The sequence below is a fragment of the Acidithrix sp. C25 genome (genome assembly GCF_904848545.2).
In genome coordinates, this window is the sequence record NZ_CAJHCI020000001.1 from 1,427,580 (window position 1) to 1,453,743 (window position 26,164).

The 26,164-nt window shown below is 47.9% G+C and carries 19 protein-coding genes and 1 pseudogene; 12 read left to right on the forward strand and 8 right to left on the reverse strand.

The window, feature by feature from the left end; all coding sequences use genetic code 11:
* The first annotated feature begins 492 nt into the window (after positions 1-492).
* The 3 genes from ACIDITHRIX25_RS92610 (at position 493) to ACIDITHRIX25_RS92620 (ending at position 2,834) form a co-directional block, all read left to right on the forward strand.
* Positions 493-666, forward strand: a complete 174-nt coding sequence (locus tag ACIDITHRIX25_RS92610; protein WP_152625991.1) for a transposase domain-containing protein — start codon at positions 493-495, stop codon at positions 664-666.
* Positions 667-679: 13 nt separating this feature from the next.
* On the forward strand, positions 680-892 hold the full coding sequence (locus ACIDITHRIX25_RS92615) for a transposase domain-containing protein (RefSeq protein WP_052605576.1): 213 nt from the start codon (positions 680-682) through the stop codon (positions 890-892).
* A gap of 1,558 nt (positions 893-2,450) precedes the next feature.
* On the forward strand, positions 2,451-2,834 hold the full coding sequence (locus ACIDITHRIX25_RS92620) for a DDE-type integrase/transposase/recombinase (RefSeq protein WP_152625992.1): 384 nt from the start codon (positions 2,451-2,453) through the stop codon (positions 2,832-2,834).
* A 362-nt stretch (positions 2,835-3,196) separates the two neighbouring features.
* Here ACIDITHRIX25_RS92620 and ACIDITHRIX25_RS92625 read toward each other — a convergent pair whose 3' ends face one another.
* Together ACIDITHRIX25_RS92625 and ACIDITHRIX25_RS92630 are read right to left on the reverse strand one after the other, a co-directional pair.
* The gene (locus ACIDITHRIX25_RS92625) at positions 3,197-5,056 is read right to left on the reverse strand and encodes a dienelactone hydrolase family protein (protein ID WP_052605578.1); all 1,860 of its coding nucleotides are present in this window, start codon (positions 5,054-5,056) and stop codon (positions 3,197-3,199) included.
* Between the two features lie 136 nt (positions 5,057-5,192).
* Complete coding sequence (locus tag ACIDITHRIX25_RS92630) at positions 5,193-5,585, reverse strand: hypothetical protein (protein WP_152625993.1); 393 nt, start codon at positions 5,583-5,585, stop codon at positions 5,193-5,195.
* Between the two features lie 177 nt (positions 5,586-5,762).
* Here ACIDITHRIX25_RS92630 and ACIDITHRIX25_RS92635 point away from each other — a divergent pair, with 177 nt between their 5' ends.
* A complete protein-coding gene (locus tag ACIDITHRIX25_RS92635; RefSeq protein ID WP_201732870.1) occupies positions 5,763-6,731 on the forward strand; it encodes a sugar-binding transcriptional regulator in 969 nt (322 codons plus the stop codon).
* 442 nt (positions 6,732-7,173) lie between these two features.
* Here ACIDITHRIX25_RS92635 and ACIDITHRIX25_RS92640 read toward each other — a convergent pair.
* The 3 genes and pseudogenes from ACIDITHRIX25_RS92640 to ACIDITHRIX25_RS92650 form a co-directional block, all read right to left on the reverse strand.
* Positions 7,174-7,636 (reverse strand): annotated as a pseudogene (locus ACIDITHRIX25_RS92640) (transposase); the annotation flags it as partial.
* Between the two features lie 513 nt (positions 7,637-8,149).
* A complete protein-coding gene (locus tag ACIDITHRIX25_RS92645; protein WP_082058625.1) occupies positions 8,150-8,533 on the reverse strand; it encodes a YggT family protein in 384 nt (127 codons plus the stop codon).
* 596 nt (positions 8,534-9,129) lie between these two features.
* The gene (locus ACIDITHRIX25_RS92650; protein ID WP_052605582.1) at positions 9,130-11,949 is read right to left on the reverse strand and encodes a vitamin B12-dependent ribonucleotide reductase; all 2,820 of its coding nucleotides are present in this window, start codon (positions 11,947-11,949) and stop codon (positions 9,130-9,132) included.
* A 701-nt stretch (positions 11,950-12,650) separates the two neighbouring features.
* Between ACIDITHRIX25_RS92650 and ACIDITHRIX25_RS92655 the strand changes: the two genes are divergently transcribed.
* From ACIDITHRIX25_RS92655 to ACIDITHRIX25_RS92665, 3 genes are all read left to right on the forward strand, one after another.
* Positions 12,651-13,496: a glycosyltransferase family 2 protein gene (locus ACIDITHRIX25_RS92655; RefSeq protein WP_201732871.1), complete on the forward strand. Its 846-nt coding sequence runs from the start codon at positions 12,651-12,653 to the stop codon at positions 13,494-13,496.
* Positions 13,497-16,328, forward strand: coding sequence for a putative glycosyltransferase family protein (locus ACIDITHRIX25_RS92660; protein WP_052605585.1), 2,832 nt, complete (start codon positions 13,497-13,499; stop codon positions 16,326-16,328).
* 237 nt (positions 16,329-16,565) lie between these two features.
* Entirely contained in the window at positions 16,566-17,000 is a 435-nt protein-coding gene (locus ACIDITHRIX25_RS92665) for a hypothetical protein (RefSeq protein WP_052605586.1), read from the forward strand.
* A 227-nt stretch (positions 17,001-17,227) separates the two neighbouring features.
* Here ACIDITHRIX25_RS92665 and ACIDITHRIX25_RS92670 read toward each other — a convergent pair whose 3' ends face one another.
* Complete coding sequence (locus ACIDITHRIX25_RS92670) at positions 17,228-17,719, reverse strand: GtrA family protein (protein WP_052605587.1); 492 nt, start codon at positions 17,717-17,719, stop codon at positions 17,228-17,230.
* Positions 17,720-17,893: 174 nt separating this feature from the next.
* Here ACIDITHRIX25_RS92670 and ACIDITHRIX25_RS92675 point away from each other — a divergent pair, with 174 nt between their 5' ends.
* The 5 genes from ACIDITHRIX25_RS92675 (at position 17,894) to ACIDITHRIX25_RS92695 (ending at position 24,266) form a co-directional block, all read left to right on the forward strand.
* On the forward strand, positions 17,894-18,868 hold the full coding sequence (locus tag ACIDITHRIX25_RS92675) for an NAD-dependent epimerase/dehydratase family protein (RefSeq protein WP_052605588.1): 975 nt from the start codon (positions 17,894-17,896) through the stop codon (positions 18,866-18,868).
* 512 nt (positions 18,869-19,380) lie between these two features.
* Positions 19,381-20,931, forward strand: a complete 1,551-nt coding sequence (locus ACIDITHRIX25_RS92680; RefSeq protein WP_052605589.1) for a circularly permuted type 2 ATP-grasp protein — start codon at positions 19,381-19,383, stop codon at positions 20,929-20,931.
* Positions 20,928-21,893: an alpha-E domain-containing protein gene (locus tag ACIDITHRIX25_RS92685; protein WP_052605590.1), complete on the forward strand. Its 966-nt coding sequence runs from the start codon at positions 20,928-20,930 to the stop codon at positions 21,891-21,893. Before ACIDITHRIX25_RS92680 ends, ACIDITHRIX25_RS92685 begins: the two co-directional genes overlap by 4 nt.
* Positions 21,890-22,738 carry a transglutaminase family protein gene (locus tag ACIDITHRIX25_RS92690; protein WP_160291802.1) on the forward strand — a complete coding sequence of 283 codons (849 nt, stop codon included), beginning with the start codon at positions 21,890-21,892 and terminating at the stop codon, positions 22,736-22,738. The genes ACIDITHRIX25_RS92685 and ACIDITHRIX25_RS92690 overlap by 4 nt, the downstream gene beginning before the upstream one ends.
* A 55-nt stretch (positions 22,739-22,793) precedes the next feature.
* The gene (locus tag ACIDITHRIX25_RS92695; RefSeq protein WP_052605592.1) at positions 22,794-24,266 is read left to right on the forward strand and encodes an FGGY-family carbohydrate kinase; all 1,473 of its coding nucleotides are present in this window, start codon (positions 22,794-22,796) and stop codon (positions 24,264-24,266) included.
* A 487-nt stretch (positions 24,267-24,753) separates the two neighbouring features.
* On the opposite strand, the gene ACIDITHRIX25_RS92700 is transcribed toward ACIDITHRIX25_RS92695, so the two are convergent.
* Both ACIDITHRIX25_RS92700 and ACIDITHRIX25_RS92705 read right to left on the reverse strand, forming a co-directional pair.
* Positions 24,754-25,407 carry an ACT domain-containing protein gene (locus tag ACIDITHRIX25_RS92700; protein WP_052605593.1) on the reverse strand — a complete coding sequence of 218 codons (654 nt, stop codon included), beginning with the start codon at positions 25,405-25,407 and terminating at the stop codon, positions 24,754-24,756.
* A gap of 99 nt (positions 25,408-25,506) precedes the next feature.
* The gene (locus tag ACIDITHRIX25_RS92705; RefSeq protein ID WP_052605594.1) at positions 25,507-26,103 is read right to left on the reverse strand and encodes a LysE family translocator; all 597 of its coding nucleotides are present in this window, start codon (positions 26,101-26,103) and stop codon (positions 25,507-25,509) included.
* Positions 26,104-26,164 lie beyond the last annotated feature (61 nt).

Consider the following 26,164-nt stretch of genomic DNA (forward strand, 5'->3'; position numbering starts at 1 on the left):
AGTAGCGACCTTCCTCGATACGAACGACTATTTAGAAAGGTATAGCTCAGACAATCCCTCAAAGGCCGATTTGGCTCAATCAGACCGCAGCTTTAGCCAAATCGGCCAAGAAAGAGAGATCGCTCACCAAAAGGTTGTCCCTATTTAAAGACCAACCATAGTTTTCACATGATGATCGATCGAGTTCTATTTCTTCAACCTTTGCGCAATAGGTAAATCCTTGTTGGCCATCTTGAAACACTTGCCGATCTTTCTGGAACATCTTCTAAAAAGGACCATCGAACTTCCCGAAAAACTCACGAATCCACGCTATGGACGCAAACTCACGCCACAATGGATCGAAATTGTAGGAGCCGTCCAGGTAGATTGCTGACTTCGAACAAGTGCTGCTAATAAGAAATAGAGAATTTAAAATACTTACCCCCAAAAGCCAAATCAAAATATCGCGTGCTTAACAAAAGTGGCGTGCTATTACTGCGCCGGGAGATAGAGATGCCAAGACCCGGGTGGAGAAGACAACCAGATAATGCACTACTCGCTGATCACATTTCAATCGGTGTTCTCACGAGGACGTTTATTAAAGATCTGATCGACGATATCCTCAACGAGACGGATAAATTAGAACAACGAGTGCGCTTAATGCCCGCTCGCATGGTTACTTGTTAAGTAATAGCCATCCATGGCAACGTTCCCTCAAGCTTCTTGCGAAGAAGTAATGCGTCATCTCACTCAAGGTTTAGCATGGCAGGGCACCTTTAGTGATTCTTGGCAGGTCCAGTCCAAGGCTGGTATATACAAAGCGCGGGTGAAACTTGGTAGTGCCCCGATGGCAGAACTCTACAAAAGAGTTGCCAAGCTCCTTGCCATCATCCAAACAAAAGGAACCTTCTAATTAAACCTGGGCCCTAATTGCCATCGATTCCACCACTCTGGACGTATTTGAATCTCCAGAAAATACGGCAAATTTTTCAAAGCCACCAACTCAATCTGATGAGGCAGTCTATGCCAATGCTCGTATAACCGCTATTGGCAAATGCGGCGCGTGTGCGGTAATAGCTGCTCTTCCGGAACCATCTTCACAATCTGAACAAATGGCACTTCGTGAGATCATTGGGGTTCTTACGCCAGAAATTTTATGCTAGCCTGATCGGGATTTCTTTAGCTATGGCCTTTGGGAACAAGCTCTTGAGACGGGTTCTGAGCTGCTATTTGAAGCTAGTGCCAATCATGAAATTGAAACTGTAGTTGAATTAGCCGATGGATCTTATCTTGGCAATATCTATCACCACCAAGATCGAAATAGACTAAACTCGATTCAGCTTCGAGTGATCGAAGGCACGTTCGAATAAAGCCCCCAATGCAACAACCCAGATACCTCCTACCGTCTTTTCACATCAATCACGAATCCTAATCTGGCCCCAGCATCGCACCTAGGAGCACTTATAGTCAACGCTGGCGGATAAAGTCGCTCTTTGAGGAGCTCAAGACCCACAATCCCGCGACCTTGTCTACCAAGAGATCTGGCGAATCCTTGGCCTTCACTATGCCATAAGGGCAACGATGTGGCGGGTCCCCATTTAATGGTCCAAAATTAATGTGATTTTTGGATAGGGTTGTTTTTAGGGGTTAGCGGCTCTAAGGGAAACCCATAGAGCCTTTTGTTAATTAGTAGTAGTAGCTGGTTGAAAGAGCCTGTGGGCGAAGATCGTTGGATTGTGCGTAAACGCGAAGCGTTTTCCACATTCCAATTATCGCTTGCGAAAAATGAGCAATGTTAGGTCTGATGCATTATTCAGCATGGTTCGTGATTGGTTCCCACCTGGGAAAACAGTTTTGAGCAGTTCTATAGGAGTTTGTCCATCGCGCACCAAAGCGCTGGTGGGAATGGATATATAACACCTGTAGTCAGTTAGATGCAATAATGATACATCTAATAAGTTGGGTCAGAGTGCATAATGTTGTATCTGATGCCATAACAGGGAGGAGCACGAATGAGACGACCGTCTAGATCTGCACTTTTGCGTTCAGGTGCTACGGTACGCTGCGTAGAACGATTTTGACCTGCTACTTTGCAGGCTCGTCTCTTTAGAAACCCCGAATCGTATCTGTAGTTTGCGAACTACTATGCGACGACGATTCGGGGTTAGAAGTTTCTTATCGCCATCTCCTTAAGCATTGCAATATCAAGAGCTAGGTCAGCAACGATGCTCTTTAGACGACGGTTCTTTAGATTCAAGTTCAATGAGTAAGCTTTACTTTGGTTCCCTTCAATGCAGCGTAGGTACTCTTCCATCGGTGCCAGGTCGTCTCGGTAAGTGCAGCGCCTTAGGGCTTTCATGGCAAAGCGGCAACTTCACTTATGGTTGCACCGTCATTTAGCATCTTATCCCCTTCGGCGATCTTCTTGCGCACCTGCGCCCTGCTTACCTTGAGTAGAACGGGTATGCCTTTTGGACTTCACAATAATTTCCTCCATCTACATTATGGATACAAAGCTCACATTAGTCGCGGATCAATTAAATGGGAGCCTTCCAATAGCGTCTTATGAAAATATGAGGCTCGAGATAGTGCTAGAAGCTCTAGGTCAGGCAATTAATACCAGAGGTAGCAATTGCCGAGGAGCGGTGTTCCGTAGCGATCGAGAAAGCCAATTCTTAGATCGTCGCACAGAACCTCTCTGTAAAGAAAATGGAATCATTCGCTCCATGGCGCAAATGGGATCCTGTTACAATCACGCCAGTGCTGAATCCTTCTGGTCGGTCTTCAAGCATGAATACTTCTTGAGACATGTCTTCAAAGACATCTCTGAATTAAGAGCTGGAATAAAGTGGTAAATGAATTTTTACAACAGCAAACGGCGACATTCGAAGACCTAAGAACATCTCACCAGTCAATTATGAGTTAGCCTTAGAAGTAAGAGCAAAAACTGCTTAAGTCAGTGTCTACTTTTAATGGGTGACCTCAAACTTCGAAGATCGGCTAGAGGCGCCCGACACCCAATCTTGCGCCTCAACACCTCCGACGGTGAATTCACGAGTCACTGCATCGATTCCACTGCGGACACGCCTTTGTCGGATTCGGTACTCCTTAGGCTGTCGACCTTCGAAAGCCGCCGTTGGTGCCTCAACGTCGCAGGAGAAACCAGCGACGTTGAGGGGAACGCTTTTGACGGATCGGTGAGCGGTCCGTTAGTCTCCTACCATACGACTCCCTGGGTGGCCGTCCCAGCGACCACGATCGCTGTGACAAACAGCGAAGCGACCACCACACCGGAGTAGATCCGCCCGGTTTTGTAGAAGAAGTATCCGAGGATTGCACCGATAAGGAGATATAGCGGGATGAACTGGAACGCGACAATCGCCAACAGCGGTTGACTTGAGGTCAGCAGTTCACCGGTGGCAAACAATACTCCGTATTCTAAAGCGATGAAGACCGCAAAGCCGATCACCAAGAGACCTATCGTCTTGGCCATAAACCCTGCGAGCGAGTGTGAGCGCGGTCGTAATTGGCCGAAAATGATCACCGAAAGCCCGATGAAGTACAGGGCAAAGAACAAGACGTAGTCGAGTCCAATCTTTGCGTGAGTGTAATCGACGCGCTTGATATTGAAGATCCACAGCCTAACGTCAGAGTTAAATGCCCAATGGAAGAAGTAGACCGGTATATAGGTCACAACGACCGTAGCTAGACCAAAGACCACTGTCTTTGCAATCATTGGCCACTCGATCTTCAAGTTCGGCTCCGCTAAGCCGTAGCTATGGAGGTCGCCTCGCTTATCAGAGTGCGTAGTGAAGTGCCAGATGAGGAACAGCACCAGACCAATTATGATGTCACCGATTGCCCAGACGATCACTCCAGTAGGGATATTCTCCGGAAAGAACGGGCCTGCCTTGAAGGTGTTCTCGCCCCAAGTTTGAAAGTCGAAGAAGGTAAGCGGTCCGAGAATCGCGAAAATCAGTGCTCCAAGCCACCATCCGCGGCCCGTCAACGAGCGACTTGGCGGCAGCTTTCGGATGATCCCTGCGAAGTAGTCCAGTCTGAGGAGTTCTCCCGCGGCTCCGAAGAGGAAGAGGCCAACTCCAATAAGAGCAAGGAAGGTTCCAATTTCATCCCAAAGCCAGATCTGATTTGAATTGGAGAGTGGGCTGACTCCGGTGAGAGTTGCTTGTTCCCAACTTACCACGTGCGAAATTACCGCTGGATCAAATGTGATCCCAGGGTGAGTTGTCGATTGGAGAAAGAGCTCACGCCCTGTTCCTGCGGCAATCGAGCCATATACCTTGCCCGGCACTACTGGGGACTTTGTCCCAAAGAGCGCCATGAGACGAGGAGAGTCTGGTATCAGGGAACCTTTAGGTACGGCCCACATGAGCTGGGAGAACTCGGAATACTTTGCCTCGACGACCTCGATATTTCGCGGGAACGTCGGCGTACCAGGCAGGGGCTCGAGTCCCGGGGTGCTGGTGGACGAACTCAAGAGGTCAACTGAACGATAGCTGCCCTTGGGACTGAGGCCTGCAGCCAGGACCGACGCCCAGCCCCCCATCGAATGTCCCACTAGCCCGATATCACCCTTCTTGACGATCGGAAGCGAATTCAGAAATGCTAAGCTTGCAGGACCGCCATAAGCGTCGGCAAAAGCTGGGCCTTGCGAGGTATCGTGACCGGTTTGGTCCGCAGCCAGCACTACGCAACCACGCCGAGCCATCTCCACCGCAACACCATCCATGGTGTCATGAGAATTGATATATCCATGGATTGCGACAACTCCACATGCCGGGGTCTTGGCTGTTGCGTTAGGCGGGACGTAGAGCAGGCCAGCCTCGATTAGACCGGACGCTGTCGGATAGTGAACGTCAACAATCCGGACCTTGCCACCAGACGTCTGCGCAGTATTGGCGACCAACCCACCGACCACGATCAGGAGTACAGCACCTAGCAGGGCGCTACGCGTCGTCCATCGCCGTTTTCGAACCGTCTGTGCTGGTTGTTTTGACCCCTGTGCGGATACCTCGGTACCGGGGTTGTTGTTAGACGAATCATTTGTTTCTGTCATACTTGCCTCCTCATTTTCTCCCTATGCGGCTTCTCGCCGGCACCTGTTTGCTTAGAGCCAGCATTGCGAACAAACCTGAGCGACGAGGACTGTCAGAAACCTCACCATCGCGCTGCGGTTTGTACAATGACTGGCGCTACCTGACAGACCCATCTTTATTTGGTTTGAAGACCCCCTTCTTTACAATGCATCTGATCGTTCTCGAATGCTTTTCGCCTCGCTCCGATCCAACAACACCCAATTGAGCGTGAGGATCCGAGCTGGCCCGATAACGGTCTAGGACTTCGATGTGAACGTCGGAAAGCGATTTCCACTTAGCCGAGATCGAAACGGCAATGGCCCGAACTCGGCCAGCTCTGGCCCACATCGATCGCTGCCGATCGACACAGTCGTCGAACACCGCTGATCCGGCTGCCCGGGTGGCAGAGGCGGGCAGAAGTGAAACTCCTGCGCGGGTATCGATCACGCCCAGGTGTCTTGGGCGGCGCCATATCGCTCTGCCCTTTGAATCTCGGACATGCCCCGTCATGGGATGAATACGCGTAAAGTACGTCGGCTACTCACAATTACCTGACCCCCCAGTCGGCTGCTAATCACAACTTACCTCAATTTGCACAAAGTGTCAAGGATTTTGCACATAATTGCAGTTTCTTTTTCAATGTTCGATTTGCCATGGACAGATACGTTCATTAGGTGATATAACGAGATGGTGAACAATCAGAAGTTAACCGACGCTCTCAGAGCGGCACGCCAGTACTACGTCCAGGACAGGACGATGCAAGAGATCGCTGAGGATATGGGCACTTCCCGATCGACGATTTCCCGACTACTCGCGATGGCGAAAGCGGAAGGACTAATAGAGTTCCGCCTGCATACTCCAAATGCCCAGGCAAGCGAACTTGAATACCGACTACGCGAAAGCTACAGTATCGAAGCTCAAGTAGTCCCGGTGCTCCAGAACACGACCGAAGTCGAAGTTTTAGATCAGGTAGCTCGTTCGGCCGCTTGGCTGTTTACCTCGCTGTGCGAATCAGACATGGTCATCGGTGTGGCCTGGGGCACCACTATTGCCGCGATCAGTAAGCACCTCACGCGAAAGGCCACCCGCAGGTCGATCGTGGTGCAACTCAACGGTGCTGGGAATACATTTACCACAGGAATCGACTACGCCAGCGATATCCTCGGGCGCTTTGGAACGGCGCTAGACGCTCGGGTCCAGCAATTTCCCGTTCCGACCTTCTTTGATTTCGCCGAGACGAAAGAGGCGCTCTGGCGGGAACGCAGCATTATTCGTATCCTTAAGCTCCAAGAGCGATCCGATGTTTTGATCTTTAGTGTTGGCGCTGTACAAGGTGGGCTACCAAGCCATGTCTATTCGGGGGGATTTCTTGAGAAAGCAGACCTTGATACGATAACCCGATACCAGGTGGTCGGCGATGTTGCCACGCACTTTCTGCGCAGCGATGGAAGCGCTGACAGCATCCCGCTCAACGCGCGTTCAAGCGGCCCACCGCCGGAGGTCATCCGCAAGGCGGCGCGGAGGCTGTGCGTCGTCTCTGGGGCGCATAAGGCGAGGGGGCTCAAGGCAGCGATCGCCGGACGCTTAGTCACTGATCTGGTTGTGGATGAGCAAACCGCATCTGCCCTTTTTAACCTCCGTAATCTCGACGGCTGAGGCTTCTCCAGCAAGTCCATCCGAGATAGCAACTGGGTCCTCAGTCTTGCCTTGCGTTGCCTAATGGCAACGGCCATTAGGCAACGCATGAATATGTTTATATGGATTCAGTTCTAACAACTTCTCTCGTACTTTGCCTTGAACGAAAGCGTAAGCGACGGATTCGCAGATGCGGAGAACTTGCCAATGGCACCAGTTCGCTTCAGTGACGCGTTCTGGGTGTAGAGCGTATTGAGTGGAATTTCTTCAGCATTAGAAAGCTCGGTAATAGCACCCTCTGCGCATTTCCACCATCGCCAAGCTCTAAGAGCTTCCTCAGCACTCGTTTCTTCTATTTTATTGGGTATACCTTTTTCATGACTCCTCTATCCTCGCCCTATATATGACTGTAGTAGATTTTTCGGCACGGACTCTGAGGGCTAGGGGTTCCCTTTCCTCTTTAGCCTTCACCATGACTCTCACCACCCAAAAAGAACTCATCTACCTGTATGTTTCCTCCAAGTTTGTATAAACCATTTCGCTCAGCCATTGCCTTAGGTAGCTTATTTAGCATCAACCATCCAGTTGAATAAGATACTTGAACGAATTTAGCAAGGGCTCTGATGGCTGGGGGAGGTAGTAGCTGAAAGACCACGCTTGTCGTTGGACAATAGATAGATAGCAGAAAACCACTAGGAAAAAGAGATATGACTTCGATGAAAGATAGTTCCGGAGGTAACGCTAGTTTGGCGGTGAAAAGATTTACATTGAAACTGTGGAGCTCGAAACGCTGCATTTCTTGAAATGATTTGGCCTTACTAAAGTAAATTGATCGAAGTTACACTTTGGACATCTAAACCCCTCATAGCATAAGCAATTTGATCAAATGATCTTCACATGCTTCTTGCGACGCGGAAGCGTACCATAAAGCCTGAGATATCTACCTAGACAGCTTTATTGAGCATCTGTTCTACTATGGATTAGCTCCAATCTGGTCTCGGTGGAGGCGAAACTTACGAAAGTTGATAAGTATGAAAACCTTCGCTAACGGGCTTACCACTCCTTCACGAAAATACATTTTGCGACCTCGCGCGTTAATTGTCCATTGCTATCAACACCAAGATCACCAGGGTGCCAAGGCTCCTTGAGCGACTATGAGCTCCCTAAACTGAGATGAGTTAGAACCTTCGGTCCCATCGACTAGCTAAAGACCCCACATGGTTTAGGCTCTTTTGTCATCAGCACAATCTCGTTACCTATAGAGCTAGATCCACCCGTCATTGCTGCTTTTATGACCCGCAAATGACTCAATTGACCGCCTTGGATGGTCGCTATCTTTAAATATTTCTAGCCCCCAAATTACCCAAAATGAGCGCTGGGAGCCAGAAAACATAGCGAGGTGAAAGGTCGTACCAGATGATCCGGGCAACCAACCACTTCTATCTTGTGATTGTTACCAATTTCACTAAACCGTAGGCTATTAAGGCATATATTGCCATCGCCACTAATGTAAACATCTCAAATTGAGATACACCGTAGTGAATGGAATAACCAAACAGGCTAAAGAATGGCGAGACAAACGGATGACTAGCTGAATAGATGAAATTGGCAAATGCATTAGTAGGATTAGCACCGAGTAGTGCTAAGACAAATCGCAATCCTAGAACGACCAACAAGACGCCGGTCACGTATCTAATTACCCTAGGAATTATAGTTTTAGTCGGGACACCCTGTCGACGAGGGACAAGGACCTCCTGTCGCTTTTGAGTTGTATGACCCACAACGGTAACCGTCTCTTGAACTTCTTGACGTGGTTCTTTCATAAGAAATCACCTCTTTCTTGAGTTAACCACTATTCTAGTCCATTGGAAGGTGGCTTAGTGATCACAAACCCCAGCACCACCAAAGAGCACCATTACCGCCATCCGACACCCCACCGAATAGCTCTCGCTACTCCTGCATTGCTAAAAGTCAGAATCCAGACCAAGACTGCCCTATTATATAAAAAACCTTTTAATCTCACAATTACGATTAGTTCACAGGCCCACACGAAGCACTCTTTATAGCTGAAGCGATATTCACCCCATGGCGAGTGGCCAGCTGCCAGAGCAGTCAACTTTAATTCAAGATCGCACTCCCAACAAAGAGACCCCTAATCCAACTTTTCGTGCCATCAGATACCCGAGCTGACTCTTTAGCCACGGAGATCCTTACTTCTAAATGGTTGTTCAATCAAAAGAGCCACATATTTGTGCACATAAAACGACAAGCTCTAGATCTCAATGGTCACGCGCCACCGAGGAAGAGCCTGTCTTTTATTGTATCTTGTTAACTGTATAGCCGCTTATGAACTGCTATTGGTCATAGTCTCGATCGTGCTACCGATCAAACCCACGACCAAACCGCCGCATCTTTCGACTCAGGAGCATCCGCTCGTTGTACCACAGCTTGTGCAGACATAACATGATCCAGCTCGCTGCATAGCGTTTCCGCACTGATAACAATATGGAGCATCAAGGCCCGCAGTTCTAGATATCAGCTGTGGTGTATCTTTTTCCTTAGAGATCTGCTCCGCTCCAGACGATGATCCTCCGGTCGCGCCGTAGCTAAAGTCAACATCTTCAACATTGGGGAAAAGGCTAGGTTGCATTCTCTCACCGGAGGTCATGATACCCAGATCCGTCCTCTCGTCAAAAGAGAGATAGTCGATCGCTAAACGTCGAAAGATATAGTCCACCAGAGAAGAGGCAATTCGAAGTTCTGGGTCATCGGTCATTCCGGCTGGCTCGAATCTCATATTCGTATATTTTCTAACAAAGGTTGCCAATGGCACACCATGTTGAAGACCAAGACTTACAGAGATTGAAAAAGCATCCATGATTCCGGCAAGTGTCGAACCTTGCTTAGAGACCTTCATGAAAACCTCACCGGGCCTACCGTCGTCATATTCACCGACCGTAACGTAACCTTCGCAGTCAGCAACTCTAAAAGCAAAGGTAGATGAGCGGCGCCGACGTGGTAGACGTTCGCGCACAGGCTGGCGAACTCCAGGCGCCTTTGATGCTGCAATCTCCAATTGCGCAATTCGAGTTTCTAGGGCGCTTCGATCGTTTGACAACGGATCGATCTCCTCAATGATGGTTTCATTATCTGACTTCTTGGAAGTGGATAGCGGCTGTGCCACTTTGCAGTTATCACGATAGATAGCGACCGCCTTGACACCCATCTTCCAAGCATCTATATAAAGGGATTCGATCTCCTCTAAAGTTGCATCCTCTGGAAGATTCACCGTCTTAGAGATAGCACCAGAGATAAATGGTTGTATTGCCGCCATCATCTTCACATGTCCTAGATAGTGAATTGTGTTATCCCCCATCGAACAGGCAAAGACTGGAAGATCTTGAGGGTCCAGACCGGGAGCTCCCACGATCGTTCCATTCTCATTAATGTACTTGACGATTCCATCTGCAACCGAGGTCGAATATCCAAGTTGGTGAAGGGCACGACTAACACCCTGATTAACGATCGACATCGTTCCACCGCCAACTAGCTTCTTCATCTTGACAAGACCAAGATCTGGTTCAACTCCAGTAGTGTCGCAATCCATCAAGAGACCGATGGTCCCAGTTGGAGCCAGAACAGAAGCTTGAGCATTTCGAACTCCATATACTTGGGCTAGCTCGGTTGTCTCCTTCCATATTGACCTAGCGGCATCCATCAAAGGTTGAGGAACATGTGACGAGTCGATCTTCTCAACCGCGTCAAGGTGCATTGAAAGAACCCGAAGCATCGCATCTTTATCGTCTGCAAAGCCTGCAAAGGATCCGAGTGTTCTAGCCATGCGGGTCGAAGTCAAATAGGAGTTCCCTGTAAGAATCGCAGTAATAGCTCCCGCATAAGCCCTTGCTGGATCTGAATCATATGGGAAACCGAGTGTCATTAGCAGTGCGCCAAGATTTGCATAGCCTATCCCTAGCTGTCGAAAACGTCGCGAATTCTCAGCGATCTTATCAGTTGGATAATCTGCATTTCCAACGAGGATATCCTGTGCGATGAAGGTTAAGGTTGCGATGTGCAAGAAACTCTCAAGATCGTAACTGTTATCATGGCGCAAAAACTTCATTAGGTTCAAACTTGCCAAGTTGCATGCCGAATTATCCACGTGCAAGTATTCCGAGCATGGATTAGAGCCACTTATACGGCCATAGTTAGGGGCGGTATGCCAGCGATTGATAGTCGTATCGTATTGCACTCCTGGATCGGCACACTCCCAAGCAGCCTTGGAGATCTGCCTAAATAGATCGCGTGCGGCCATCGTCTTTACGACCTCACCAGTAGTCACCGCCTTAAGGTTCCACTCTCGATCTTCAACTACAGCGTCCATAAAGTCATCGGTAAGACGTACTGAATTATTTGCATTTTGGTATTGAATTGAAAACGAATCCTTACCGTCCAAATCCATATCAAAACCAGCAGCCTTTAGGGCCCGCGCCTTGTGTTCTTCTATAGCCTTACACCATACGAACTCTTCAATGTCGGGATGATCAACGTCCAAGATCACCATCTTGGCTGCCCGACGAGTCTTACCGCCGGATTTAATAGTTCCAGCAGAAGCATCGGCCCCACGCATAAACGAAACTGGACCAGAGGCGGTTCCGCCGCCTTTGAGATGCTCCTTGGAGGATCGAATTCGAGAGAGATTTATTCCTGCGCCTGAACCACCTTTGAAGATAACGCCCTCTTCGGCGTACCAGTTGAGGATTCCATTCATATCGTCGTCTACCGCTAAAATAAAGCAGGCTGAAGCTTGCTGAGGCACCCCTTGAACGCCAATATTGAACCATACAGGCGAATTGAAGGCAACCATTTGGTTTACAAGCGCAAACTTCAATTCATCACTGAAGGTCATGGCTGATTCATCATCACTAAAATAGCCATCCTTGCGACCCCAAGCAGTGATCGTATCGACGATTCGATCTACGACTTGGCGCAGACTCTGCTCTCGCTCTGGGGTTCCTAGGGTTCCTCTAAAATACTTTTGGGCCAAAATATTGGTGGCATTAATGGACCAAAAAGCTGGAACCTCCACATTTTTCTGCTCGAAGGCAACCGAACCGTCTCGATAGTTCGAGATCTTTGAGTCTCGATTCTCCCAAAGCACATAAGAGTAAGGATCAACCCCGGCCTCAGTAAAGTGTCTCTTTATGCCAAGCTTCAAACTTTGTGGAATTGTTGACATCCCTCATCCTTTCAATCCAATTTCGTCATCTAAGTGTCGAACTAACCGTGGGTCATCATACGAAAAACCAAATGGACGAATCATGCCACCGTAGCGCCATAACGGGTCCAAAAACTCAATCATCGAGATGCGCATTAGCACCTCGGCTCTAGAATCGCTCCAAAATCTCTTCACAATAAATCAAAAGACTCGAGCAACTAGTGTGAAAAAGTTGACCCTCAATACACTATTCGAGAGATGGCCGCCTCGATCCTCAAATCACTCTCTAGACACAACATATTGTGATTACACAATGATCAAATACTACATGTACGCAATAGGGCTATAATGACAAAGATGTAATTTAATTTAAAGATTGGATCGCCGTAAGGGAAAAATTTAAAGATTTAGCCATTGGATCGCCCAAACATTCACATCGAACCAGCCTTCACAGCAAAAAGACCACGGAGCTTTCTAGGCGAACCTATCATTGTAACATTGCATCATGAAAGAGAGCGCCTTGGGGTCACCTATACTAGAGAGCAGGCATTTATTGCATTAATAATTCAATCACAACTATATCTCAGCTTCAAATGTTTCGATGAAGGTAACTGATATCTCACAATTGACATCTCATTTTCGGTATACGAAACACCATTGAAGATAGGTAAACTGAAGATCTGGCGGTCAAAGGAAGATTACGAAGGCGGACGGATCTGTATATGAAATTTCCAAAGACTCTAGGCAAGCTTGCGGTTGAGCGAGATGAAATTGAGCAAATCATGCATCAGCAATTTTCGTCGATGCTCCCTAACGGCACTCATTCTCCATATCTCATCGTTATTCCAGCCTTTAACGAAGAAGAGTCCCTCGCCTATGTAGCTTCAAAGCTTCCCGAGGAAATAAATGGTCATAGGCCGATGATAGTTGTCATAAATGACGGATCTACCGACAAGACAGAAGCCATAGCTAACCAATTGGGGCTAAATGTTATCACTTCTCCTATAAACCGGGGTCAGGGCGCATCGCTACGAACAGGTTACTTAGAAGCCATCAGCGCCGACTTTGAAGTTGTAGCCATAGTGGACGCAGACGGACAGTGGGACCCAAGAGACCTTGAAGCCGTCATGAAACCAATCATCACGGGAAACGCTACGATCTCCCAAGGCTCAAGAAGTCTCGGCGAAACGCGTGTCGGAGATCGATTCAGAGACTTTGGCGTCGTCTTCTTTGCGAAGTTAATTCGTCTTCTAACAAAGACAAAGGTAACCGATACGTCAAGTGGCATCAGGGCAATGTCTGTAGAGATGCTCAAGGAGCTACGGTTGAACCAACCGCAATACCAGTCCTCGGAACTTCTGATAAGTGCATTGATCTCTGGCGGCAAGCTCGCTGAAGTTCCAGTTGTGATGGAACCCCGTTTCGGCGGCGTCACGAAGAAGGGCAAAAATCTCAGATATGCATTTTCCTATAGCGCAGTGGTGCTAAAGACTGCCCTTAGAGAGCACTTCATCACCAGCGTCCTAGCTCATACCAAAACAGCCAGAACGCAACCGGAACACGTATAATTGCGTTATCTGCGTGTTCGCCAAGACCAATACCGAGTCCTTAGCTTTGGGCTTATTCTTCTTGGCTTATATTTAGCTATAAATGGTCTGCCTGCCCTTTTGGGCCATCCAGTAATCGTATCAGATAACCTAACGCAAAATAACCCGCTTAGATTTCTTGCCGGTGAGATCTATCGAAGTGGGCACCTACCAACCTGGAATATCTTTGCATGGTCGGGTACGCCGCTACTGGCGGGGTTCAACGCTGGAGTCTTCTTTCCTCTCGAAGTTCTCTACCTAGTCCTTGCCCCAGTCCCAGCCTTCATAATCTTTATCTCTATCTTAGAATGCACCTTCGCAATCGGGATGCTCCGCCTCTTTGAGCGACTGCATTTCAACCCTCAAGCCTCAAGAATAGTTGCCTTTTTTGCGCCAATTTTGAGCTACTTTGCCTCGCAAAGCGTCCATCTCGATATGCTTGGCGGCCTAGCCATGCTCCCATTCATGGTTAGTGCAATATTGCGACTTTCGGAGGAACCAAGCGCTAAAAATTCACTGAGGCAAGGTGTCATCTTTGGCACCTCATATGCACTAGTGGTTCTTTCCGGAGCACCAGAAGCGATGCTGTATGAGGGCATCTTTGTGGCTTTGGTCCTATTGATGGTGGCCATCTCCTTCAAGATACGAGTCAAACGCCTGGTCACCTTCTTGGCGATTGCAGCTTTAGTGGCGATTCTACTTTCCAGCGCACAGTTGATACCGGGTTACTCCTTCATCACAGCATCCCAAAGAGGCAGCCACCCTTTCAACTATGCCGCCGCAGGACCCTTCTATCCCATCTCATTTATCTCCCTTATCGCACCCTTCCTCTTTGGCGGACCAGGATCAGTCCTACCCAATTATTTTGGGCCATATGTCTTTGAAGAGATCACCATCTACATCGGAATTATCTTTTTAGCGCTAGCTATCTGGACCCTTCTCAGAATCATCATCCCTACAGGATCCATTTCTCCTGCAATAGATCTTGGAAGCGAGGAGCAACAAACTAGGCGGTACCTTCGGATTCTTACAATAGCAGCTGTGATCTCCACACTATTGGCGCTAGCGGCTTTTACTCCGCTAGAAAGTCTCATGCTTTATGTGCCAATCTACAATCGCCAGCGACTTCCTTCAAGAAACATCTTCGCATTAGACTTTCTTCTGTCCATCTACAGCGTCCCTGCTCTAAGTAATCTTTTTGCGAGACGTCGAATCGATAAAACACTATTTTGGATCGTCGGCGGTCTCGTAGTCGCCATCGCCATGGCCAACGGACTTCTTTTAGCCTTCACCAAGACATTCGTGGCCGCAGTTGACGGTGGCGGTAGGACGCACTACCCACTCAAAGCCATCCTCCTGTCAAGTCTCTTCGAGATCCTTCTCTTAGTTGGCTTTATTGGCATCTTTGCCACAAAGCGCCCGAGATTAAAAAAGGTAATCCAAAGGAGGCTTCTGGTAGGGCTTTTCATCTTGGATAGTGCTGGATTTGCCTTTCAGAGCTACCTTGGAGAACATACTCCGACTAGTACCATAATGGCAACCAACTCCTACGCCAAAACTTTTGCCAACATCGTCAAAAAAAGCTATGGTCGCTATGGACTTTATGACCCCAACCTTTACTACTACGGCGACCTCCTAAAGATCGGAACGCCCAATCTCAACGTCTACAATTCGATCTCCAGCATTCAGGGCTACTCATCTCTATCTTTGGGAAACTACGAGGCCGTCACTTCGTCTCATCAACAAGCCAGCTTCGATCCCACGCTATTGGTATCGCCGTTGGGTAAAGCAATCGCGCTTTCCATTGTCGCTACGGGATCGCTATATCTAAATAACTTCAATACAGGTAGCCCGAATCCCGTAACAATTCCAAATGCATCACAGATGACCCCAGGGCTAACAAACTCGCCACTTACCACGGTGCACGAGTCTAACTTTGTTGGACAGACGATCAAAACCAATCGAATCTTGATAGATTTCGCAGTTTTCAATCCTGCCACAGGATCGCTAGAAAACTCAACCACGCTCTACGATCGTTCTATAAAGTCGATCGGAGTCTCGCTAAATGGATCGAAGAAGATCCACTATGGCCGCTTAACATCACAATCGGCCATTGGCACCACTGGCATTATTCAATACACCTACACCTTAAATCAACCGACGACCTTCAATCAAGTATTGGCAACGCAAACCATACCAAAGAGTGGAAATCTTGGCCAAAGCATCGAAGCTGGGATCTCGTTTCCAGTGGCAAATGGCTATATAACGCTAAATTCACCCCTGACGCAATATCTGACTCCACAACATTACCATTTAGTTACCACGTTGGGAAGCCTAGAAATCTACCAAAGAAACACCGCTCCTCTAGTAACGATGCCTGCGGTTGCAAATCCATCCAATCCAAGTGAATTTGCCGCACCACCTATTGTCAATGCGTCGAATATGCCTCGCCTGATCGCTTCATCTATAAAGCTTGATGGTTCTATGACGTACAAGTTCTCTGCTAGCAAACCAACTGTCGTTACAATATCTCAAACCTGGGCCAAGGGATGGATGATAGCAAACCAAGCAGCTAGCGGTTCGAGTGGGTCACAAGCTATGCCTGCCCAAGAATGTGGGGTATTTATATGTTTTAGCATTCCTGCAGGAGTAAGCAATATCCACGCATCCTACAAACAGCCCCATTTATCTCTAGCCTTGGCCACTTCCGGCCTTGGGCTAATCCTAATAGTAGTCCTGTTGCTACTTTCTAAGGATAGCGATAGCGGTGAATCAAAACGAACTAAGAACAAATCGATCAAAAGACAAAAATAACCACCAAAACCCTGGGCGATTCAGGCATACGATCCAGAAAATACTTTCCTAGACCCACGGCAATAAAAGAGGCTCGAGCCGACATTGCAGTAATATCAAAGAAATATCATGTCTAAAAATATAGGTGGAAATATTTCTCGACGCACACTAGAGACGAAGTGCTAACGACACAACGATGCACCAGGATGGACTTAGACGCACAAAGGCACAGCTAAAGACGATCTGCTGTAGACGATATTGGTAAAGCCCCGAAAAAAGCCTCCTTTTAGAGGTGAATCGGACTGGGCAACTAGCAGGGTTGCCAAACTTTCAAGCAATCCGCTGGGTTCCATCCTCACCGAAGTTCTCTCCCGCCTGCGTCATAGAGCCAAACCAAAGAAGGATTCTCATCTGCAGGCCTCATTGGACAGAGGCGGCGATAAAGAACCTTCGGTACAATCTCGAATTGGGACCTACGATATAGAGACCCACAACCACTCCACACCAGCCAAGTGTCTCCTAATTCCAGCGTGTAGATCAGTCCATACGGACAACCAACGTAGAGATAGCTTTGGCTGGCGCAATCCCTATTCGGAGCGCAACCGGCAAGCTGATACAGATCACATGACCGCCTTTGAACATCAAATCAAGATCGACGATTCCCATGGCACAGCAAGAAAGACCCTTGAATAGAGTCGCCTAAGCCGAGTGAGTGGAAAGCCGAAATTGATAGTCCAGCTAATGACGACAACATAACCCTAAGGCCAAATCATGACAACGCAAATTGTCCCCAGATAATGGCTGTGGGGATACAGCGAGATCGTTGTTAGAGAACCACACAAGATAACAGATCGCCTGGCACTGCCTTCGAAGATCTACCAAGACTTCAAAGACTAAAGCCACACTCAAATTTAAGACTACTAGTTAGAGGTGTCGACCACGGGTTGGCTCTTTTTTTGGTCGCGTCCAAAGAGAAACTTCCTCAAGAAAAAGTATTTAGCCACCCAAAGTACAGCAAAGGCACCAAAATAAGCTCCATCTACCCAAATTATCTGAGCCAAACGACTATTTCCCACAATGCTACGATGAGAGTCTGCAAAGTCTGACGACCAGGTGGAAGCGACAAGACCCAAAACCGCCATTATAAAGTATGGAACCACCTCAGAAAAGAAGTGATTTCTCTCTTTTTTCTCAAACGCCCAATAACGATTTAAAAAATAAGAAGGAACAGCGCCGATTAGGGTGGCGCTAATGGACGAATACTTAGCACCAAGGATCGATAGTCCATAAAGGGCAAGAAATGCAAGCTGTGAAATAACTGCCGAAATTACCGAGGTGAGACTATAACGAAAAGCCTTTTTACCTTCTTCAGTCTTGATCCATGCCAAGAGCGTCACTATCCGCCTAATCACAACGATTATCCTAATGGTAAGTGCCGCATTTGCTCAAACGAGATAGCCTCGCTAGGAAAGATTTAACGTTGCTATAACCAAAGGGCGCTAAAGATTCGATCTAATAACCGAAAAACAAACGGGTAGCATCGACCGGTAAGACTAGGAATTGTCAGACAGACAAAGGGAAACCAATTGACTAAACGAATTATAGTAACAGGCGCCAGTGGCTTCATAGGATCCCGAATTGCACTTCGCTTTCGAGATCTGGGCTACGACGTAATAAATCTGGATCGCAACGATCGAGATTTGCCAGGAATTCAAAGTGTCAATTGCGACATTCAAGACTTCGATAGCGTTTCAAAAATAGTCACTAAAGGTGTCGATGCGATAGCGCACTTCGCTGCCAAGACATCCGTACTTGAGTCGAAAAAAGACCCTATGGGCTTCTTCTCCACAAATGTAATCGGTACTCAAAATCTACTCGAGGCCGCTCGCCTTGGAGGAATCACGACCTTTGCCTTTGCATCTACCAATGCCGTAGTAGGAAGTTCAAAACCCCCAACTCAAGTCCAAGAGAGCAACGGCGCCATTCCGTCGCTGAGCGATTCCTCCACAGTGGCCTCCAATGAACTTCTCAGTGAGAAAAACGTCCTTTATCCTCTCACGCCATACGGAGCCACTAAGGCGGCCAACGAAATGCTAAGCGCCTCATATCAAGACTCATACGGAATGACTGTCGCTCCACTTCGCCTCACCAACGTCTATGGAACCGACATGTTCAAGAAAGATTCGATCGTTCCCCGTATCATGCGCTCCCTTTTGGGAGGTCCACCATTGGAAATCTACGGCGATGGCTTGCAGTGGCGAGATTACGTATACCTAAGTGACGTGACCGACGCCTTCGAGCTAGCAATTACCCGCAATTGGGTTGGCCCCGTCTCAATTGGCTCAGGTGAAAGTTTTAGCGTAAAAGAGATAATAGATTTCACCCAAGAGGTAACAGGTATAGAGGTACCAGCGAACTTCGGCCCGGCTCGAACCGGAGAGATGCGCGGTGTCAAGGTAGACATCTCAAAGGCAAAGGCACTCGGGTATGCCCCTAAAGTGGATATCAGACACGGTCTCAAAGAGGTCTTTGAAGATTTTGCAAATAAAAAAAATAGCTAGAATGTCATCTCTTTCAGGATGGCCTTGACTTGTATCTAGAGTCAATGGAGCCAAGGATACTTCGGCCACAGTCTTTTTTATCAGCTATGTACCTTATTCTCAATCCTTGGCTCTTACTGTCCATCTCGGCCTATCTCGACTTCGCTCAAAATTCAAGACAAATGGCGCGACCACTTGGCCTGCTATGCCCAAAAAGAGCCACTTTAAGAGATCAACATTGACAACTCAAAAGGTGGCTTAAGGCCATTGGTTAGCTCATTCGATGAACATGAACCGCAGGCGTCGCCTCGTCTGAGCGCGATAGAAATTCCACTGTTTTTAGCGCCCGATTCCACTGAAGTGATAAATCAACAGCTGATTAGTTCGCTTTGATTCCAAGAACATCGAGGGAGAATTTCGCCAACTTCCTTGGACAGGGGGAACCATATAGTCGAAAGACCTCTACTCGTTATAAAACAGAAACAATTCTCCCTGAAAACGCCTAAAAAATCGGCTATCTTTAAATAGCTATAATGGAAAGTCCACTTCAGAATTATTCACCGCGTATCGGCATCTTTGACGAGATGAAAAACGATTCAAAAGACGGCATTGACAACTGGGGTCTATTGACACGAGCAATCGAATCCATGGGCATAGATAAGCTCAAAAGGCGCACCTTGGAGTGTGAAGAAAGCTTCAAAGCCAGAGGCATAACCTTCTCACTCGGTGGCCAGGAGCGAACATTCCCACTGGATCCAATTCCAAGAATTGTCACCTCCACCGAATGGCGCAGCGTTGAATTAGGACTAACGCAACGGGTTAAGGCGATCGAAGCATTCCTAGACGATATCTACGGCGCAAAAGAGATACTAAGGGACAGAGTTATCCCTCGCCGTTTAATAGTCGGATCATCCCAGTATTCGCGCAAAGCTGCAGGAATCTCCGGGCACAATCAAGTTCGAATAACAGTTGCTGGCCTTGACTTGATTAGAGATGAAACTGGAAAATTAGTAGTTCTCGAAGATAACATTAGGACGCCTTCGGGGATCTCCTACGTCCTTGAAAACAGGAGAGCAATGGCCCGAATCTTGCCAGAACTATTCGAAAGCTACGAGATTGAACCGGTTGGCGACTATCCTTCAAAACTCCTATCAGCACTACTCGATCAGGCCCCAGCTGGGGTAACTGACCCTTTAGTAGTCGTATTGACACCTGGCGTTTACAACTCTGCATATTTTGAACACTCATTTCTGGCGCGCCAAATGGGTGTTCCTCTAGTTGAAGGCAGAGATCTATTCTGTCGAGGCAATGAGGTCTTCGTCAGAACCACAGAAGGTGACCTAAAGGTAGACGTAATCTATCGTCGAATCGATGATGAATATATTGACCCTACCCAATATCGCCCAGATTCGCTTCTGGGGGTTCCTGGCCTTTTGAATAGTGCACGTGCATATAACGTAGTTGTAGCCAATTCGATCGGCAATGGAGTGGGTGACGATAAGTTGCTTTACACATATGTACCTGACATAATCGACTACTACCTACATGAAAAGCCCATCCTATCCAATATTGATACCTATCGCCTGGAAGATCCAGACGCAATGAAATATTCCCTTGAAAACCTCGACAAGCTGGTCATAAAACCGGTGGACGCGAGTGGAGGAAAAGGAATAGTGATCGGCCCATCTGCAAGCGACCGCGAACTTAGTGAAGTAGCCGAGGCAATGACAAAAAATCCTCGGGGATGGATAGCTCAACGCGTCGTCAACTTCTCCACGATACCTACGATCGTCGGTTCCGGCCTTGCCCCAAGACATGTGGACCTTCGACCATTCATTGTCTCTGGTCCAGATGGTCGTTGGGTAGTACCAGGAGGACTTACGCGTGTCGCACTGCCAGAGGGATCCATGGTGGTAAATTCCTCACAAGGTGGTGGGTCCAAGGACACCTGGGTGCTTCGAGATAGACACAATAGAGATCGCATTCATATTGAATCCCAAGCTACATCCGCCCTAGCTTTAGCCGATATTGACATCCTTTCATCAATTCCCAATTCGGGCCAGTCAAAGGCACAATTACAGTGAAAAATCGCTTCAACATTGTATTAGCACGGACCGCCGAGTCGCTCTTTTGGATGGGACGCTATCTAGAGCGATCAGAGGCAACGGCACGCCTTTTGGATGTCCATCTACACGATCTAATCGGAACTACCACAACTCAGCAAAAACGGTGGACCAACGAGATTCAAGCGATGGTCGCCATGGAACAAATCGACGAACCATTCGAAGCACTAGCAATGAGACTCTCAATAGATCGAGACCATCCAAGTTCCATAATATGCTGCATGGAAAAGGCATGGGAAAATGCGAAAAGCGCTCGAGATGCCATATCCCTGGAACTTTGGGAGTCAATAAACGTAACTTACTCACGCCTATTACGTACATTCATTACCGATCTCGGCCATTCGCCTCACGCCTATTATGCCTGGATCAAAGATCGATCAGCGGCAGCCCGAGGCCTAGGGGACACTACCATGAATCGTGATCAAGCCTGGCTATTTCTGCATATGGGAAGGGCCATCGAACAGATTGATCTGACGACACGCCTACTGAGAGTAAAACTTCTAGATCCAAATGAAGAGGACTGGGTAGTTGTATTACGGTGCATCGGAGGTCACGAGGCCTACATACGAGCGGTTCAACGCCCTGTGGAGAAAGAACTGGCAATAACCTTTTTACTCCGAGAGACTCTTTTCCCCAAGTCGGTTCTCTATCTAAACCTTCAGCTCGAGAGCGCGCTTCTATCTCTATCTCGCAATATCAGGGATCTAAATGCAAGCGACATTATACCTCCTTCGCTCGCAAGGCTCATTGCCCGTCTGTCATATCCTCGTGTTGGCGAGATGACCGGTAGTAGCCTCTTGGAGAGAATCGATGAAATCACCGAGACTCAAAGCGATCTCTTCAACCTATTCAATTCAACATTCTTTTCCCCCCTTCGAGATCTGTCAAAAGCGATTCCCCAGCGATCGGAGGTTTGGATTTGACCTGGCGTCTTGAAATAACCCACAAAACAAGGTATCAATACCAAGAGCCCGTTTACTCTAGCTATAACGAAGTAAGAATGATTCCACGATCTGGTGGCAATCAACTCCTCCTTTCTTCTTTGGTAAATGTCTCACCTCGAGCGACTCTTTACACCTACCGCGACTACTTTGGGACAGCGGTCACAGCCTTTGACTTCCACCGAGTGCATGATCACCTTGAGATCACCGCCGAGTCCCATGTGGAGGTACGGAATTACAGTGGCCCTTCATCTGAAGTCTCCTGGGACTTCATTGGATCTGAAGCAATTCAAGATGACTTTGCCGAACATTTAATGGTGACCCCCTACACCACCGTGAGTGCCGACCAAGCGAGCGAGATTCGTGATTTAGTAAGAGGCCAATCGACACCCATAGACGGCCTAAATAGAGCAATCGAATGGATCACTGAGCATCTTTCCTACCAAAGCGGCATTACCTCGGTCCAATCAAGCGCTGCCGATGCACTAGCTGTTGGGCTCGGAGTATGTCAAGACTTTAGTCATGCCACAACTGCGGCCCTTAGGGCCAGTGGAATTCCAGCCCGCTACGTCTCGGGCTATCTTTTTCCCGGTCGAGACCCAATCGTAGGCGAATCATCCATCGGCGAAAGTCATGCATGGGTCGAAGTTTGGCTCGGAAGATGGATCGGAATTGATACCTCCAACGCAGTCGAACGCACAGATCAACGGTACGTTGCTGTGGCCAAAGGACGCGATTACAGCGACGTTCCTCCGTTTAAGGGCATCTACTTTGGAGGTCAGTCCTCTACCCCATTTGTGACAGTTACGATTACTCGCCGTCAGTAGGTTCATAGTTAAAAAACCTACATCGCAGGCACTTCATTAGGCTATCGTTTATTCCATGGATCTTTTAGTTGCTTTAGATATTGGAACATCTTCGGTACGTTCAATCGCTTATGATCTCCAGGGACAAGCGCAAGCGGCCTTTGCGAAAGAGATCGGCCTCTCTTTCCCAGAGCCCAGGTATGTAGAACAAGATCCAGCTGAAATCCTCAGTGCGGCCCTTGAAGTTCTCAGACTGCTCGAGAACGAGCTCAAAAAAATGCCAGCACGAGCAATTTCCATCGGCATCACCAATCAGAGAGAGACTGTAATAGCCTTCGACTCTGAGAGCGGCAAGGCTTGCTACAACGCGATCTCCTGGCAAGATGGTAGAGGTTTAGATCTCTGCAGTGACTTAATCGATCAAGGTCTGTCACCCCTCATACGGCAAAAGACCGGCCTTGAGCTCAACCCCTACTTCTCTGCAACAAAAATGACTTGGCTGACGAAGAACGGTTATCTTGCAAGTGCCAGAAGGCCAAAGCTAGTAACCGTTGACGCCTTTATTGCCTGGCATCTGATGGGGGCAAATCCAGCAATCGAACCGGTTACTGATCCTTCGAATGCCTCGCGAACACTCCTTTATAATCTAGATTCGCTGGCCTTCGACGAAGAACTAACAGAAATCTTTGGCATTGACTTCAAACACTTGCCAAACCTTGTAAATACCGCTGAGATAGCCCTTGCGATCGCCCCTGGTATGCCGTTTTCCGGAGTCACCATTGGTTCGATAATCGGTGATCAACAATCGTCTCTCTTTGGTCAAGGCATGATCACGCCGATGTCGACAAAGGTAACGCACGGAACTGGAACCTTCGCAGTTGCAAACGTGGGACAAAAGCGTATCTCACCCAAGACAGAGGTTCTTGAATCGATAGCCTGGAAGATTGGCGATCAATCACCAACCTACTGTCTAGAAGGGTCTATATTTACTTCGGGTGTCGTTATGCGTTGGCTCCGAGACAGTCTGGGACTTATCTCGAACTACTCTGAGATCGACACAATGGCTTCCTCTGTGCAAAGCAGTGACGGTGTGGTTGTGATACCAGCCTTTCAAGGGCTTGGCGCTCCATATTGGCGGACCGACGCTCGGGGCGCAATCTTTGGAATCTCGACTGCTACTACCCCAGCCCATATCATCCGAGCTAGCATCGAAGGCGTCGTAATGCGCACCCAAGAGGTAATCGAGGCGATGGAGAGGGCCTCTGGATCAAAGGTGGAGACCCTAAGTACCGATGGAGGCTTGAGCACAAGTAATTTCGTATGCCAACTCCAAGCTGACCAGACACGAATTCCTACTGTACGAGCCAAAGCCTCAGAGGCAACTGCCTTTGGAGCAGCGCTTTTGGCGGGTATCTCACAAGAAGTGATTGACCTGCCTCAGGTAGCCGAGATAACAAGGTCAACTTCTACCTTTAACCCTAGCCCAAGCGCCTACAGCGCTAAGGCTAGAAGGGAAAACTGGAATAAATATATAGCAAAGATCCTCTAGCATATAGACTTTGGCCACCTCGCAAAGACTCATAAAGATACAAAAACCCGCCGCGAAGCTCAACGAGGAAATATCGCCTTCAGCGATTAAGATTCTTGAAGAGTATCTTGACTTTAGACGAGATCTAATTGTACAAGGTATCTTCACACGACCTGAGACTGCCTTTAGGTTAGAGTTGATCAACAACCCACCAAGCAAGATGCACAACACAATTTAGGCGGTTATAGAACCCGAGTTAGCACTTGGTTCATTAATTGATTGCCGGGCGAAAGTACCTTTTGAAATCCTATCTAGTTGGAAAATCATTCGATTTGCATATATGGCATGAGCCATGGCGGCTCGTTGTCTCTATTTATTAGCAAAGCCCAAGGGCAATCGGTAAAGAATTTAAAGCATTGGCCGCAAAAAAAGTGACTACATGTCAAAAACGGATAGCAAGAAGTAGCACACCCTAAATCTGGATAGCAAAAACTACCTAAACCTAAAGTCAGAGCGATACGAGTCTTAGAAGCTTGGCATGCTGACCACATATTCGAGCAATCATCCAAATCTGAGATCTCTCTAGAGCTCTAAATGGTCGCCCTTCGCGCGCGACAACAAACTTCAAACCGTCATAGTCCAGACCATATAGCATGATCTCCTCAGAACCTGAACTAGAGATATCCAGAGTTCCACGCGCACTTCCGCCTAGCGCGTATGCGCATATCCAAGTCAAAGGCGGTGCCTGACCATTGAGACCTGTCACTATCTCTTTTTCAATATCTACAACGCCGCACCAAGTAAGTTCAAAAACCTCTAGGACATTCTTAGTCAAAGACATAAGCAGGGAATCAACCTCCTGCTCGTCTATCAACCTCGTAGCTATCTCCAGTGGCGCTAGGCGGATATCATGCTCGTCGTGTGGCCACGGTCTAACGTCTTCCACATCTACGCCATCGACCTCATGTATCTCCCTAATCACCAAATCCAAAAGGTCAGGGTTCGAGATCTCGACGATAATTTCATCGATAGCCTTGCCACCTCCTCGTTCTAAAATCTCTATTCCGACAAGATCGCCCTTTACCGAGCCAATTCGTGATGCAACTGCACCTAAGGCGCCGGGTCGATCATCCAACCATATTCTCATCACATATTTAGCCACGATTTAAAACCTTATATCCCTACTATTACGAACAGATTTCACCAGCCATCGCAAAACGGTAAATCTTGTTCATCAACACCAACCCCTTGATCGTTAGTCTTATCCGCCAAAGATTAAGAGACTGACTCCCATCACAACAATCAAAAGACCCCCGGCGCCACTTAGGTTAGCCAGTCGACGGCTAGAACCCGAGAGCCAGCCTCTAAAGGTACCTGCTAAAATACCATATACGCTATCGGAGATGAAGCCCATGATCCCAAACTCAAGATTATAAGCTAGCATCTGCCAGCTGAGATTCCCATAACGTGAATTTGCGAACTGAGGCAAGATAGCGGCCATGAAGACAGCCGTCTTTGGATTGGCAAAACCAACCCAAACACCCTCTGCAATTACCTTAGCCATGGGCATTTGGGTGGTACCATCTATCTCAACATTTACCCTATCGTGTCGATGACGCCAAGTTCGAACTCCTAAATAAGCAAGATAAAGAGCGCCGCCTATCCTTAAAATCGTTCTTATTGCGGGAGAGTGGGTCAATATCGCCCCCACTCCAAAAGCCACAATAGAGCCCTGGACAAACACTCCTACCGAGTTCCCTAGAACTGTCCCCACAGCAGCCCTAGAACCTAAAGCTATGCCTCTTCCGATAGTAAATAAAACACTTGGACCAGGAACAACGATAAATACAATCGCCACCGCTCCAAAAGAAACAAACTGCGAAACTGAAATTACTCGTCCACCCTTTTACAATAGAGGC